This window comes from Streptomyces swartbergensis, from assembly GCF_002148965.1.
GTDB classification, from domain to species: domain Bacteria; phylum Actinomycetota; class Actinomycetes; order Streptomycetales; family Streptomycetaceae; genus Streptomyces; species Streptomyces swartbergensis.
Genome location: NZ_NGFN01000234.1, coordinates 1 through 13,782 on the forward strand (window position 1 = coordinate 1; position 13,782 = coordinate 13,782).

Genomic DNA, 13,782 nt, shown 5'->3' on the forward strand with positions numbered 1-13,782 from the left:
GTCTCCTGCCAGGCCTACCACGACGGCTACTACACGCCGTACGCCCACCTCGCGGCCGACGACGTCGACCTCGTCCTCCACCTCGGCGACTACCTCTACGAGTACGCCGTCAACTCCGTCGGCGGCCAGCGCAACTACACCGACCGCACACTGCCGGACCTCTTCAACCGCGAGACGCTGACCCTGGAGGACTACCGCCTGCGGTACGCCCTCTACAAGTCCGACCCCGACCTGAGCGCCGCGCACGCCGCGCATCCCTTCGTCGTCACCTGGGACGACCACGAGACCGAGAACAACTACGCCGACGACATCCCCGAGAACAGCGTCCCGCCGGAGGAGTTCCTGCTGCGCCGCGCCGCCGCCTACCGCGCCTACTGGGAGAACCAGCCACTGCGGCAGCCACAGCGCCCCACCGGACCCGACATGCGGCTCTACCGCCGGCTGCACTGGGGCAGGCTCGCCCAGTTCGACGTCCTGGACACCCGCCAGTACCGCTCCGACCAGGCCTACGGCGACAAGGCGCACGTCCCCGGCCCCGAGTCCGACGACCCGGCGCGCACCATGACCGGGGCGACGCAGGAACGGTGGCTGCTCGACGGCTGGCGCTCCTCGCGCGCCCTGTGGAACGTCGTACCGCAACAGGTCCTGTTCGCCCGGCGGCACATGGACGCCACCACCCCGTCGCGGGTGTCGATGGACGCCTGGGACGGCTACAGCGCCTCACGCCGGCGCGTCCTCGACGGGGCGAAGGCCGCCGGCGTGGAGAACCTGATGGTGCTCAGCGGCGACGTGCACGCGGCGTACGCCTTCGACATCAAGGACGACTTCGACGACCAGAACTCCGCGACGCTCGGCACCGAGATCGTGGCGACATCGATCTCCAGCGGCCGGGACGGCGCCGACAAGCCCGCCACCTGGGACACCTACATGTCCGCCAACCCGCACCTGAAGTTCTTCAACGGGCGGCGCGGCTACGTCACGGTCGCCCTGGGACGGGAGTCGGCGCGGGCCGACTTCAAGACCGTGCCGTACGTGACCCGGCAGGGGGCGCCGGTCACGACGGCCGCGTCCTTCGTGACTCAGGTGGGGGAGCAGGGGCTCAAGCCGGCGTGAGCTCGGCCGTGAGGTCCTCGTCAGGGGTCTCGCCCGGGTAGCGGACGCCGACGCGGTCCCGGATCGCGTCGAGCGTCCGCATCACGGCGAGTGTGCCGTCGAGCGGGACGAGCGGGGACTCGGTCTCACCGGCGCGCAGGGCACGCATCACCTCAGCAGCCTCGTGACGGAGGCTGTTGCGGGGCCCGTCCGCCGGGTCGGCCGTGAACTCCTCGGGATCGCGGCCGTCCCGGTGCAGCACGAAGCGGTCCGGGAAGAAGAAGCCGTGCGGGATGTCGATACGGCCCTGCGCGCCGGTGACCGAGGTGGAGGTCGCCGTGCCACCCACGATGGAGCAGTGCACCGAGCCGAGAGCGCCACTCTCCCAGGAGAGCAGTGCTCCCGTCTGGAGATCGACGCCCTCCTCGGAGAGCACCGCTCGCGCCGCGATGTCCGACGGCTCCCCGAGCAGCAGCTGCGCGAACGACACCGGATACACGCCGAGATCGAGCAGCGCGCCCCCGCCCAGCTCCGGGTTCCGCAGCCGGTGCGAGGGCGGGAACGGGCCAGCCAGCCCGAAATCGGCCTGCACACTGCGCACTTCACCGATCGCCCCGTCGTCCACCAGCGACTTCAGCCGCCGCACCAGCGGATTGCAGTACATCCACATCGCCTCCATCAGGAAGCGCCCGTGCTCCCGCGCCAGCGCGACGAGTTCCGCCGCCTCGCGCACGTTCAGCGTGAACGGCTTCTCGCACAGCACGTTCCGCCCGGCCGCCAGACACAGACCGGCGGCGGTCCGGTGGGCCGTGTGCGGCGTGGCGACGTAGACGACATCGATGTCCTCGTCCCGCGCGAGCGCGTTCCAGTCGCCGTAGGCCCGGGGGATCCCGAACCGCTCCGCGAACGTCTTCGCCGACGCCTCCGACCGGGACGCCACCGCCACGACCTCCGCGTCCGGCAGGTCGATCAGGTCCGCGGTGAACGCCGCCGCGATGCCTCCGGTCGCCAGGATCCCCCACCGCACCGTGTCCGCCGTCATTCCCGCCCCGCCTTCACCTCGTAACCCGAGCAGTCCGTACGAGCTGAGAGCATAGGTGGCGATCGACTCGAAAAGGGAGGGACTCATGCCCGAGGGTGGGGCGTCCATATCGAACACCGCGCAGGGGGCCGCAGCCGGGACGGAACGGCCCGACCTCACACCGCACCGCCGCACCGGGCTCCTGGTCACCTTCCTCCTCGGCGCCCTGACCGCCGTACCCCCGCTCGCGATGGACATGTACCTCCCGGCGCTGCCGGAGGTCACCCGCGCCCTGCACGCCCCCGCCGCGACCGTCCAGCTCACCCTCACCACCTGCCTGGCCGGCATGGCGCTCGGCCAGCTCGTCGTCGGTCCGATGAGCGACCGCTGGGGACGCCGCCGCCCCCTCCTCGCCGGACTGGCCGTCTTCGTCGTCGCCACCGTCCTGTGCGCGCTCGCGCCCACCGTCGAACTCCTCGTCGCCTTCCGGCTGGCACAGGGCCTCGCGGGCGCGGCTGCCATCGTCATCGCCCGGGCCGTCGTCCGCGACCTGTACGACGGCATGGCCATGGCCCGGTTCTTCTCCACCCTCATGCTGATCTCCGGGGTCGCCCCGATCGTGGCTCCGCTGATCGGCGGACAGGTCCTGCGCGTGACGGACTGGCGGGGCGTGTTCGTCGTCCTCACGGGCATCGGGATCCTGATCGGCGCCCTGGTCTGGACGAGGCTGCCCGAGACCCTGCCGCCCGCGCAGCGCCACAGCGGCGGCGTCGGCGAGGCCCTGCGCGCGATGCGCGGCCTGCTCGCCGACCGCTCCTTCGCCGGCTACACCCTCACCGGCGGCTTCGCCTTCGCCGCCCTCTTCGCCTACATCTCCGCGTCCCCCTTCGTCATCCAGGAGATCTACGGCGCCTCCCCGCAGACGTTCAGCCTGCTGTTCGGCGTCAACTCGGTCGGGCTGGTCCTCGTCGGCCAGATCAACGGCAAGGTCCTCGTCGGCCGGGTCAGCCTGGATCGCGTCCTGGGGATCGGTCTGGCCATCGTCATCACCGCCGCGACCGCGTTGCTGCTGATGTCCCTGGGCGTGTTCGGCGAGGTCCCTCTCGCGCCCGTCGCCGTCGCGCTGTTCGTGCTGATGTCCGCGATGGGCATCACCCTGCCCAACACCCAGGCACTCGCCCTGATGCGCACCAAGCACGCCGCCGGCTCGGCGTCCGCCCTGCTCGGCACGTCGTCGTTCCTCATCGGCGCGATCGCCTCCCCGCTCGTCGGCGTCGCCGGGGAGGACACGGCCGTCCCGATGGCCGTCGTCCAACTGGCCGCCGCACTGGTGGCACTGGCCTGCTTCGTGGGAATGTGCCGACCCTGGAAGCCGGACGGAAACACGGCCGGGAAGCCGGACGGAAACACGGCCGGGAAGACGGACGACAGGCGCGCGAGCGTGGAGGGAGCAGACAGCTGAGCGCACCAAGACTGCGCGACGGCACGCCGGAACGGGCCGGACTCGACCCCGGGGAACTGCGTCACCTGGTCCGGGAGGTCCACGTCCTCACGACCGGGCAGCGCCCCTGGGCACCGGGGGCCGTCGTGGTCGTCGGACGCGGCCCCGTGATCGCGGTCGAGGAGGCGGCGGGCTGGGCCGTCCGCTACTCGGCCTACGACGAGGACACCGACGCCGGCGTGGAACTGCCTGCCGAGGACCGGGTCCCGATGACCGTCGGCACACCCGTCGACCTGGCGTCCCTGACCAAACTGTTCACAGCCGTGGCCGCCGTGCAGCAGATCGAGCGCGGCACGCTCGGCATCGACGCGAAGGTCGGGGCATATCTGCCCGACTTCACGGCGGCGGCCCGCCACGGCATCACCGTACGGCAGCTCCTCACCCACACCTCGGGGCTGCGACCCGAACTCCCGCTGTACGACTGCGCCGACGCGGCCGGGCGGCTGGCTGCGCTGCGGATGGAGGCGCCGACCGGGGCACCGGGCACGTACCGCTACTCCGACCTGAACATGCTGCTCCTCCAGCACGTCCTGGAACGCATCACCGGCCGCACGCTCGACGCCCTCTTCCGCGACGGCATCACCCGGCCGCTGGGCATGACCGCGACGGAGTTCGGGCCCTGCCCCGAGGCGGCGGCGACGGAGGACCAGCGGCGGCCGTGGGCCAAGGCGGACCGGGGGATGCTGCGCGGCGAGGTGCACGACGAGAACGCCTGGGCGCTGGGCGGCGTGGCGGGCCACGCGGGCCTGTTCTCCACCGGCCGGGACCTCGCCGTGTTCTGCCGCACCCTCCTCGCCGGCGGCTCCTACGGCCCCGCCCGCATCCTCGGCCCCGACTTCGTCGACCTCCTCTTCACCCCACCCGGCCTGGGCTTCTCCCTCGACCAGCCGTGGTTCATGGGCGACCTGGCGGGGCGCGGCGCGGCGGGTCACACGGGCTTCACAGGCACGTCCCTCGTCCTCGACCCGGCGACGGACACGTTCTTGATTCTTCTTACTAACGCGGTCCATCCCCGTCGCCGCCGCCCGGACAGCGCGCCCAGGGCGGCGGCGGGGTCGCGGGTGGCTCGGGCAGTGCGGGGGATGTGAGAGGGGGAGCGGTGATGTGCGGGGCGCTCATGTGGGGCCGGGCGCGAGCACCGCTCTCCTAAGGCGGGTGTTGCGGGTTTGAATCCTGCGGGGGCACCAGCGCAAAGGCCACCTACGGATCTCCGTAGGTGGCCTTTCGCATCCCGATGTGACATCAGCCGGACGGACCCCCTGAGGCGCCGGCGCCCACGGGTGGCTCTGCACGGCAGGCCCGGTTCCGTTCCTCCCGGGACGGTCAGGGAGCAGCTGAGCCGCGCCGCGCCTGCCGGTATTCCTCGTAGAGCCGTTCACCGGTCGCGCATACGCCGATGGCCTCGCCTTCTTCGTTCACGGCCCGGCACGCTGAGCATGCCGGGTAGTGCTGCAGCATGCGCAGGTACGCGGCGCGCTCGGGACCGCTCGGGCACTGATGGTCCTCGTTCTCGTAGTGGTCGCACAGGACGCGGACGGATAGGGCGAGGCGTTGCGCGTGTGCGATGCGGGCGGACAGGTTGCGGCCGGGTTCCGAACTCAGCCGCAGGCGGGCTTCCCCGACGCAGAAGAGCGCACAGGCCCGGGGCACTCTGTCCTCGGGCAGGACCAGCGCGGCCGTCTCGACGTCGGGGATGGCCACCATGATGTGACCACGCAGTTGGAGCGTGAGCGTCTCCAGTTCCTCGGAAGAGTGCGACCCGGCGTTGTGCGCAAGGAGACGGTCCGCGCAGGCGCGTATCGTTTCAAGGTCCAGCGGTACAGCCTTTGTTTCGGTCGTCCTCACGACTCGTCCTCGTCGTCCACGCGGCCGCCCATCATCACGAGTGCCAGCACGTCGGCCGGCCTGCACAGGTGGCCCGGCCGGGTCATGGGCCGCACCCAGTACGAGGCCTGTGTGTGCGCGTCCAATTCGGCGTGGTCGGCGCGCGGCACTCCCAGGTAGGTGCCCTCGCCCAGGCACTCCGCAATCGGCGTACCCCAGGTCTCGGCGGTGCCGGTGGGTACGAGGGCGTAGTAGCGGCGAAATCCCGGGTCGTGGATGACCGGGCCATCCTCCAGGTACTGCGCAAGCCGATCTCTTGCCACACACGAGTCATCGCTTCCGACAGCCCGATGCACGATGCAGTCGGCAAGGCGGACCGCATCGAAAGCCCTCCCCAACGGGATCAGCGCGAGCTTCGCGGCACCGCTCCACTCTCGGCGGACTGTGTCTGGTGACGGGTGGGCGGATGCCAGCCACCTCTCAACCGTCCCGCAAAGGAGCGGACTCACCAGGGATGTGCGGCCCGCCACGGGGACCGTAGTCTCTGCCACGTCGACCTGCTCTCTCAGGTTGGCCACGCCCCGGGGCCGTGTGAGCGGTCGCCGGGTCCATGAGTCCTGTCAGGATCTTGTGACTCTTCGTGTCGACTCGATACCGATCCGGTAATCTCACGGTGGGATGACTTTCCATCCCGTTGTGGATGCCGGGGGCCGTGCATGGGGACCACGCTGGAGCCGATTGCACTGCCTGACTGGGCGTGGGAGCGCGCCGAGATGCGACAGGCCCTGCGCAAGCGGGACATAGGCGTGGTGTTCCGCTACGTACAGCAGTACGGCGGAGCGAGCCAGGCCCGTATCGCCACCGCAGCAGGAATGACACAGGCACGCGTCAACGAGATCATCAACGGCCGCCGCGAAGTCTCAAAGCTCGACGTCTACGAACGGATCGCCGACGGCCTTCACATGCCCGACGACGCCCGTCACCTACTCGGACTGGCCGCCGGCCGCGAGAAACGGTCAGGCGGTGCGGCGTTCGACCTCGCGGCCTTCCCCGAAGTCGTCCGCGTATACGCGACCCAGCACTCCGCAGCCCAGGAGATCCAGCAGCAAGCGCGCGAGGCACAGGAGCTGGACGTCCTCGCCGTGCGCGGACTTGGCCTGATCGGTCTCAACGACAGCCTCCTGCGCGCCTGCCTGCCACGCGAGCAGCGCGGCAAGGGCCTCCGCGTCCGGGTGGCGCTCCTGGACCCGGACAGCCCTGCCCTGACTCGGCGCGCGGCCGAGATCGGCGAGTCAGCCGAGTCCCTCGCCGGCGGCGTACGACTCGCAGAGGCGCGGCTGCGCGAGCTGGCGGAAACATGTGACATCGCCGTATGGCGCTACCGCATGCTGCCCACCTGGCGGCTCATCCGCACAGACTCCACTCTGTTCGTCGGCGCCTTCGACGCAGGCTGGGAAGGCCACGAGTCGGCGACGTACAAGGTGATGGAAACCCCGCACGGCCCCCTGTTCCGGGGCTTCCGCAGGATGTTTGACGCCGTCATCGACAGCGCCCGGCGCTCGGTCTGAGGAAAGGAGAACCGCTCGTGATCGAGGCGGAGTTGAAGGCCCGTGTGCACGCACCCGAGACAGTCACGCAGCAACTCGACAAACTGGCGACGGCCCGCGTCGAGGTCTACCAGGACACCTACTACGACCGGCCCGACGGCTCGCTGGACAAGGCCGGCGAGGAACTCCGCGTACGCACCGTGCACGGCCCGGACGGAACCCGCACGGTCCTCACGTACAAGGCCGCCACAGTCGACGAGGCCTCGGGATCCAAACCCGAGCACGAGACCCGCGTCGAGGACGCCGAGGCAGCACACGCCATCCTGCGCGGTCTCGGCCACGTACCGTTCATCGCCTTCGAAAAGCACTGCCGCAACTACGACTTCGAAGCCCACGCCCGCAAGATGCTCGCAACCCTCGTCCGCGTCCCCGAGATCGACGGCACATTCCTCGAAGTGGAAACACTCGTCGAAGAGGACGACCTGGCCTCCGCCCTGAACGACATCCGCGCCGTCCTCACCGACCTTGGCATCAGCCCCACGGACCTGACACGCGAGACGTACACCGGAGCAGTCGCAGCACAACGCCACTGACGGCGCAGCGGGCCGGTCAGCAACTTGAATGGCCGGAGTACCGCTGCTCGACCACACTCAACTCCACCGGCACGAAGTCGGCCTCCCCGTGCGCGCGATCAAACGCGCATAGCCAAGCCAGTCACGGCCACCGTCAACCATCAGCTGGGCCCGAAGTGTCAAGCATCTACCGGGACCGGACACGCCCCACGCCACAGAGTGAGTTACAGCTTTCTCTACTGGTTCAAGGCGGCTCGCATCCGCGCGCACAGCGATCAGCCGCCTGATGTCAGAGAAGGGGTACGTCGTGGCTGGGGGCTCCACGGCTTTAGCCACCTCCCCGGTCCGGGTCCCGCGTCGAGCAAGACCAGGGGGCCACTCGTGCACATTGCGGTCAGGCCCAAAGCCTGCCCGAGTTGCCAACCAGCGTACGGCCCCCTGATCATGCTCGACCCCAGACCGAGCAGGCCACCGGCCAAACCCGCTCCGCCGACCTCTGTTGCGTGCGGCGGCGTCCGTAATTGCGAGACGGCCACTGGGCCATACCGCTGGAGCCAGTGATAGACAACTTTCAGTTACCAGCCATTGGCACTCCGTAATGCCCAGTTTATCTTGTGGCGCAGGGCGACCGATGGGCGAATGATGGAAGTGGACCTCGGCCGCACCAGCGGAGGGCCCGCCCGCCCTTCTTTCGAAAGTGTCGCGTATTGCGGGAGGCTCCCGTGACTGACAAGAACGCGCCTGAGGGGTACCCACCACCGGGTTCCCCTGAGCCGCCACGGCGGCGCCATAGCTGGATAAGGCGCCACAAGATCCTTACAGCTCTGATTGCCATCATCGGCCTCATAGTCGTGATCTCCATTGCGAGCACGGGAGGGGGCGGGAATGGCGGCCAGCCTGCAGCTACAAGGGGCGACACCACTCCAACAGCACCGCGCGAAGAAGATCGACAGGAAACCCCCTCAGAGGATGTCGCGGCCGGTATTGGCGACCCAGCTCGTGACGGAAAGTTCGAGTTCACCGTCACGCGGATCCAGCCCGGCGTCCAGCGGATCGGTGGTGAGTTCGGGAAGGAAGCCCAGGGGCAATTCGTTCTCGTCCACGTGACCGTCTCGAACGTCGGCGACGAGTCGCAGCTATTTGATGGCGGCGCTCAGAAGCTTTTCGACAAGGAGGGCCGCGAGTTCAGTGCCGACACGGAGGCAGCGATCTATCTCGATGAGAGTAAGTCATTCCTCAACGAAATCAACCCGGGCAACACAGTCAAGGGGATCGTCGTCTTTGATATTCCGAAAGAAGTCACACCTGTGAAGCTGCAGTTGCATGATTCGATATTCAGTAGTGGGGTGACTGTCAACCTCAATCGTTCATGAAGCTTCACTGGCCCGGAAGGGATAGGAAGGTCCTCGACCCGCACGACATGACCCGAGCGCCGGCACGGCAGTGGCTGCGGACGTGGTCGCTCCTGGGTCGTCCGGGGCTACCCGAGGCTGACCACCTACGACCGACAGCGACAGTCGACTAGCAGTAGTCAGCAAGCAAACGCCCAGGTCAGAGCCCCCCATCCATACGCGTTTCCACCCAGGGGTGGCGGTACGGCAAGACGGGGTGTTTCCCGCCAGTGCCCAGGGACACCAACCGCGAGGTTAGAGTGACCCCAGCCGCGCCCTCTCCATGAGATCAATTACGTAGTGGACTAGGTCGACAGGCGCGGTAGTAACCGCGAAGATCCTGCGATCAACGCCCCTCTCTGGATCGAACCGCCCTGTGTAGATCAGTACGGGAACGTCGATCTTGTACTGCTCCAGCAGGCGCAGCATCTTGATCCCTGCCTGTCGATCGCCGTCCCGGTCAATGTCGCTCACGATGATGTCGTACGGCCTGCGGCGAAACAGGGGTGTGGCCTCCTCAGTCGACAGGGTCACATCGATATGCATGCCGGCGGTGCGAAAGAGCTCGACTAGTGGGGCATTGCCCTCAGGGCGGTCATCAACCCACAGCAACTTGCCGCCTCTCAGAACGTCGGCGGCATGCTCCAGCCTGCCCAACGCCGTACGCCTGGCAGTCGCAGTGACAGTCGTCGTGCTCTCATCCTGAGCGCGATCGAGCAACTCGCCAGCGAGCTCGACTTCAACTCCGAGTGCGCGTACCGCGGTCAACCGCGGCACCATGCGTTGAACGATCGTCCCTCGCAGAGTGAAGTACACCGTGGCGGCGAAGGCCACCCAGAGTACTGAGGGAACCGTTCCGATGAGCTTGCTCCATAAGGCGTCGGACATCCCAACATCATCAGAGACCGGGACGCTCGGTGCGACCACTTCACGGAACATCATGACGTGCCAGATGCGTGCCAGATGCAGCGGGGAATCACGGGGAACACCGGGGTATCGAGCGACGGCCAGCCAATCACTGCGAGCACTCCGCCGCAGGTCAGCACCACAGCGGGCCCTAGATCACCTTAGCTTCCCAAGCTGAGGGCGGTGCACCGGGGTCTGCCTTGATGAAGACGGAGAGCGGCAGCTCTTTGCAGGCAACGCATTGACCTGCCACGATCAAGCCGTGGCGAAGCTGTCGGAGATCGCAAATCGTCTGGACGCAGTCATGGACCTGATGGGTCCGGTGATCGGCGTCATGCTGCTGGTGATAGGCATGGAGACCTACCGCGACGGTGGATCCTTGGGTTGGCCCATCGCGGGAGCGGTGCTGCTTGTGATCAATCTCTGGGTGGCCTGGCGCCGGCTCGCCAGGCGCCGGAATCCGACTCCCTCGTCGTAGCGACGCCGCGCAGCCGCCGAGCGACGTGTATGACCTCCGTTGACCGATCTCTGTAGAGCTACGGATCAGAAGGCTTCTGACATCCACGGCGACATCGACGATGCCGGACGAGGGCGTACACCAGCGACCCTGTCCGGCCGTCGCGCCAGTCGACGGCAGCTGCCGGAGCGGGCTCGGATTGAACTCCTGAAGCGATGGCTCGCCGTCCTCCTCGTCGACGCGACGCACCCCAAGGTCCAGTCCCTCTCTACGAGTCCTGGGGATACACCAAGGCGGGCGAGCAACAGCCGTTCGCCGACTCGCCGGTGTACTCGGTGATGGTCAGGGCTCTTCGAGGCTGAGAGGGCCGGCGCCGACGCGGACCTTCAGCCGGGCGCCCACCTCTGGCCAGTGCGGGTCCGCGGCGAGGACCTGCTGGGTTCCTGTCACCCACTCCCCGTAGCGGTGGCCGTCGCACAGCAGGCGCCGGACTTCGGACGGCGAGCTCAGGATCAGGCGGCGGTTCCGGGCCGTGATCACGCTCCTGGGCAGCTGCGAGCCGGCGCGAGAACCGCGAGAACTTGGTTTCCAGCGTCCTGCCGACCCCATCACGTGCACAGTCCGACCGGTCCGGACGAGTGAGCCTCCGTGCCCGGGACCCTCGTAGAATCGCCGGGTGAACGCCCCCGTACCCCCGGCCGAAACTCTCCGTGCCGCCCTCGCCGGTCTGCTCGACGGGCTGCCGCCCCGGCAGGCCGCGCAGGCCGTCGAGCGGCTGATCGCCAGCTATCGCGGGGCCACCCCGACCGACGCCCCCATCCTCCGCGACCGGGCCGACGTCGCCGCCTACGCCGCCTACCGGATGCCCGCCACCTTCGAGGCGGTGCGGTCGGCGCTGGAGGCGTTCGCCGAGGCCGCGCCCGCGTGGGTGCCCGGATCGCACACCGACGTCGGCGGCGGTACGGGTGCCGCGGCCTGGGCCGTGAGCGCGACCTGGGGCGGGGAGCGGCCCGTCACCGTGCTCGACTGGGCCGAACCCGCGCTCGCCCTCGGCCGGGAGATYGCCGCGGCCGACCCGGACCTGCGGGACGTACGGTGGCAGCGCTCTCGGATCGGAGCGGCGCTCACCCTGGAGAGCACTGATCTCGTCACCGTCTCCTACGTCCTCAACGAGCTGACCGCCCCCGACCGCACCGCCCTCGTCGACGCCGCCGCGGCCGCGGCCCAGGCCGTGGTGATCGTCGAACCCGGCACACCCGACGGCTATGCCCGCGTCATCGAGGCCCGTGACCGGCTGGTCGGCGCCGGCTTCCACGTCGCCGCCCCCTGCCCGCACAGCGCCGCCTGCCCCATTGCCCCGGGCACGGACTGGTGCCACTTCTCCGCCCGGGTCAGCCGCTCCTCCCTGCACCGCCAGGTCAAGGGCGGCTCCCTCCCCTACGAGGACGAGAAGTTCAGCTACGTCGCCGCCGCCCGCTTCCCCGTCACCCCGGCACCCTCCCGTGTCGTGCGGCGCCCGCAGATCCGCAAGGGCCAGGTCCTCCTCGACCTGTGCGAGACCGAACCGTCCCTGCGCCGCACCACCGTCACCAAGCGCCACGGCGATCTCTACAAGGCGGCACGGGACGCGGACTGGGGCGACGCCTGGCCGCCGGCGCCCTGACCGGCCCAGCGGAACAACGCCTCCTTAGCCGACGCCCGGTCGGCGGGGGACAGGTTCGCGATCTCGATGTTGTGGTTGCCTCCTGCGACCCAGAGGACCCCGGAGTCGCGGCCGCCGGGGTTGAAGTATTCGGCCACGGCCGGATCCTGGGTGCCGTTGACGAACAGCAGCCGGCTGCCGCGCCGGCGGACCCAGCTGTCGATGTCCGGCATGGCTGCCGCGTCGAAGGTCATGGGGATGTCCCGGGGGACGAAGTTGCGCGCCTCGATGCCGCCCGAGTGGCGCAGCAGGTCCGCCACGTGGGCGGTGGGGACATCGCCGTACCCCAGCTGCGTGCCGATCTGGTACCAGTACGGGACGTACCGCCGCGCCGCCGTGTCGGCGTACAGGGGCAGTCCCGCCCATTCGTCCAGCCACGCGTACAGCTCGTCGGTCGTCGCCTCCGGGCCGGGGATCGCGGCGACGTCGGTCGGCGTGCCGCGCTGCCAGAACATGAACAGCACGCGCAGCACGGCGATCTCGAAGGCCTGGTCGGCGCTGCCGATGATGCGGAACGTGTCGTTGTGGGCAGCCGCCCAGGCCTCGTAACGGGCGACCATCTCGGCCCGGTCGAGCAGCAGCCGCCGCTGTGCGGACATGACGGCCTCGCGGCCTGTGGGGGTGCCGACCGTCTCCAGGAAGCGCAGGTAGGCGGAGTCGTCACGGTCGTCGACGTTGTTCGGTGCCGAGTAGACCACCGTGCCGTCCACGTCCTGGGGGTGGAAGCGGCGGTGGTAGACCGTCGCCATGCCGCCCTTGCTGCTGCCGGTGGAGATCCACGCGCCGGGGTAGAGCCGGCGGAAGAGGCGGACGACCCGGTGGTGGTCGTCGGCGGCCTGGCGGATCGTGAGGTGGGCGTAGCCGGTCCCCGCCGGGCGTGAGGTGCCGAAGTAGCGGTGTTCCACCTGGAGTTGGTTGGCGCCGAGCAGGATCGTCGGTTCGCTCCGCCAGGGCGGGACGACCGCGTGGTAGCCCGTGGTGGTGAGCACCGTGGGACGATCGGTGGTGGTGTGCAGCAGGGTGAGGCGCTGCTCGAAGGTGCCGGCCGCGGGGTTCGTGTGGTCGACCGGCTGGCGCAGACCCAGGACGAAGTGCCGGTAGCCCGGTTCGGCGTCCTGCCGTTCCTCGATCAGTCGCAGACCGGGAAGTGCCCGCAGCGCGTCCGCGATATCGCCGGTGCCGGGACGGGCCGCTCCGGCCGCCGCCCGGGCGGACAGGACCGGCGTCGCGGCGAGACCCGCCGCCGAGACGGCCGTCGCCGCCGAGGTGAGCAGTCGTCGTCTCGTCCACACGCGCATCGTGAGTCCTCCCGGGTGTCCGTCGGTCGCGGTTTCTCGGCCGCTTCAGTACATCCGCCGGACGTCCCGGGAGGATCCCGCGCGCGAGGGGACCGCCTCCCCCGGGCGGGGGAGGCTCACGACGAGTTGTCGGTCGTACCGCCCTCCTGCTGCTGGCGCTTCTCCTGGAGCTTGCGCAGCAGCTCGCGTTTCTGGGCCTGCGGATCGAGGCCGCCGCCGATCCGGCCGCCCCGGCCGCCGCCGCGCAGCGCCTTACGGCCGAGCTTCTGGCGCGATCCGCCGACGCCCAGCAGATTTCCGGCTCCACCTCGGGTCATGTCGGGCTCCTTCTCTGGTCCTTCTCTGGTCCTATTCCGCGACGAGACGGTTCGTCTCGCGCATGCCACTGTCCGCGAGACGCTCCGTCTTGTCAACCTGTTAAATTCGACCCATGCCCGTACAGAAGTCCGCACAGCCCGCCCCCGCCGACCC

Annotated in this window: 15 protein-coding genes and 1 pseudogene; 9 read left to right on the top strand and 7 right to left on the bottom strand. The window is 69.2% G+C overall.

Features of this window, described 5'->3' with window-relative positions; all coding sequences use genetic code 11:
* Positions 1-1,113 (top strand): alkaline phosphatase D family protein (locus CA983_RS29665; RefSeq protein WP_086603898.1); only part of this gene is annotated, 1,113 nt, incomplete at its 5' end.
* Here the strand turns inward: CA983_RS29665 and CA983_RS29670 are convergent.
* A complete protein-coding gene (locus CA983_RS29670) occupies positions 1,100-2,134 on the bottom strand; it encodes a Gfo/Idh/MocA family protein (protein ID WP_086603899.1) in 1,035 nt (344 codons plus the stop codon). The genes CA983_RS29665 and CA983_RS29670 overlap by 14 nt on opposite strands.
* Positions 2,135-2,219: 85 nt before the next feature.
* On the opposite strand from CA983_RS29670, the gene CA983_RS29675 reads away from it, so the two are divergent.
* Positions 2,220-3,575 (top strand): multidrug effflux MFS transporter, encoded by a 1,356-nt coding sequence (locus CA983_RS29675; RefSeq protein ID WP_086603900.1) that lies wholly within the window; start codon positions 2,220-2,222, stop codon positions 3,573-3,575.
* The gene (locus CA983_RS29680; RefSeq protein ID WP_086603908.1) at positions 3,572-4,702 is read left to right on the top strand and encodes a serine hydrolase domain-containing protein; all 1,131 of its coding nucleotides are present in this window, start codon (positions 3,572-3,574) and stop codon (positions 4,700-4,702) included. Before CA983_RS29675 ends, CA983_RS29680 begins: the two co-directional genes overlap by 4 nt.
* Positions 4,703-4,937: 235 nt before the next feature.
* Here the strand turns inward: CA983_RS29680 and CA983_RS47285 are convergent, their stop codons facing one another.
* Positions 4,938-5,459, bottom strand: a complete 522-nt coding sequence (locus CA983_RS47285; protein WP_208637070.1) for a DUF6415 family natural product biosynthesis protein — start codon at positions 5,457-5,459, stop codon at positions 4,938-4,940.
* A complete protein-coding gene (locus CA983_RS48280; protein ID WP_244207154.1) occupies positions 5,456-5,761 on the bottom strand; it encodes a hypothetical protein in 306 nt (101 codons plus the stop codon). Before CA983_RS48280 ends, CA983_RS47285 begins: the two co-directional genes overlap by 4 nt.
* A gap of 393 nt (positions 5,762-6,154) precedes the next feature.
* On the opposite strand from CA983_RS48280, the gene CA983_RS29695 reads away from it, so the two are divergent.
* The 3 genes from CA983_RS29695 (at position 6,155) to CA983_RS29705 (ending at position 8,930) form a co-directional block, all read left to right on the top strand.
* A complete protein-coding gene (locus CA983_RS29695; protein ID WP_086603901.1) occupies positions 6,155-7,006 on the top strand; it encodes a helix-turn-helix domain-containing protein in 852 nt (283 codons plus the stop codon).
* Positions 7,007-7,023: 17 nt separating this feature from the next.
* A complete protein-coding gene (cyaB, locus tag CA983_RS29700) occupies positions 7,024-7,578 on the top strand; it encodes a class IV adenylate cyclase (protein WP_086603902.1) in 555 nt (184 codons plus the stop codon).
* A 701-nt stretch (positions 7,579-8,279) separates the two neighbouring features.
* Positions 8,280-8,930, top strand: coding sequence for a DUF4352 domain-containing protein (locus tag CA983_RS29705; RefSeq protein WP_086603903.1), 651 nt, complete (start codon positions 8,280-8,282; stop codon positions 8,928-8,930).
* Between the two features lie 273 nt (positions 8,931-9,203).
* Here the strand turns inward: CA983_RS29705 and CA983_RS29710 are convergent, their stop codons facing one another.
* Positions 9,204-9,836 (bottom strand): response regulator, encoded by a 633-nt coding sequence (locus tag CA983_RS29710; protein WP_244207155.1) that lies wholly within the window; start codon positions 9,834-9,836, stop codon positions 9,204-9,206.
* A 280-nt stretch (positions 9,837-10,116) separates the two neighbouring features.
* Here CA983_RS29710 and CA983_RS29715 point away from each other — a divergent pair, with 280 nt between their 5' ends.
* Positions 10,117-10,332, top strand: coding sequence for a hypothetical protein (locus CA983_RS29715; protein WP_086603904.1), 216 nt, complete (start codon positions 10,117-10,119; stop codon positions 10,330-10,332).
* A 198-nt stretch (positions 10,333-10,530) separates the two neighbouring features.
* Positions 10,531-10,673 (top strand): annotated as a pseudogene (locus tag CA983_RS48285) (N-acetyltransferase); the annotation flags it as partial.
* Here the strand turns inward: CA983_RS48285 and CA983_RS29720 are convergent.
* Positions 10,654-10,851, bottom strand: coding sequence for a hypothetical protein (locus CA983_RS29720; protein ID WP_341866703.1), 198 nt, complete (start codon positions 10,849-10,851; stop codon positions 10,654-10,656). The pseudogene CA983_RS48285 and the gene CA983_RS29720 sit on opposite strands and share 20 nt — an antisense overlap.
* 136 nt (positions 10,852-10,987) lie before the next feature.
* On the opposite strand from CA983_RS29720, the gene CA983_RS29725 reads away from it, so the two are divergent.
* Positions 10,988-11,974 carry a small ribosomal subunit Rsm22 family protein gene (locus tag CA983_RS29725; protein ID WP_086603905.1) on the top strand — a complete coding sequence of 329 codons (987 nt, stop codon included), beginning with the start codon at positions 10,988-10,990 and terminating at the stop codon, positions 11,972-11,974.
* On the opposite strand, the gene CA983_RS29730 is transcribed toward CA983_RS29725, so the two are convergent.
* Entirely contained in the window at positions 11,920-13,311 is a 1,392-nt protein-coding gene (locus tag CA983_RS29730) for a S28 family serine protease (protein ID WP_086603906.1), read from the bottom strand. The genes CA983_RS29725 and CA983_RS29730 overlap by 55 nt on opposite strands.
* Positions 13,312-13,427: 116 nt before the next feature.
* A complete protein-coding gene (locus tag CA983_RS29735) occupies positions 13,428-13,628 on the bottom strand; it encodes a DUF6243 family protein (RefSeq protein WP_086603907.1) in 201 nt (66 codons plus the stop codon).
* Positions 13,629-13,782: the final 154 nt, after the last annotated feature.

Bases quoted from the DNA above. Each gene is read 5' to 3' on its own strand.
- CA983_RS29670 (WP_086603899.1), bottom strand. From the start codon at position 2,134: ATGACGGCGGACACGGTGCGGTGGGGGATCCTGGCGACCGGAGGCATC.
- CA983_RS29675 (WP_086603900.1), top strand. From the start codon at position 2,220: ATGCCCGAGGGTGGGGCGTCCATATCGAACACCGCGCAGGGGGCCGCA.
- CA983_RS29695 (WP_086603901.1), top strand. From the start codon at position 6,155: ATGGGGACCACGCTGGAGCCGATTGCACTGCCTGACTGGGCGTGGGAG.
- CA983_RS29710 (WP_244207155.1), bottom strand. From the start codon at position 9,836: ATGTCCGACGCCTTATGGAGCAAGCTCATCGGAACGGTTCCCTCAGTA.
- CA983_RS29730 (WP_086603906.1), bottom strand. From the start codon at position 13,311: ATGCGCGTGTGGACGAGACGACGACTGCTCACCTCGGCGGCGACGGCC.
- CA983_RS29735 (WP_086603907.1), bottom strand. From the start codon at position 13,628: ATGACCCGAGGTGGAGCCGGAAATCTGCTGGGCGTCGGCGGATCGCGC.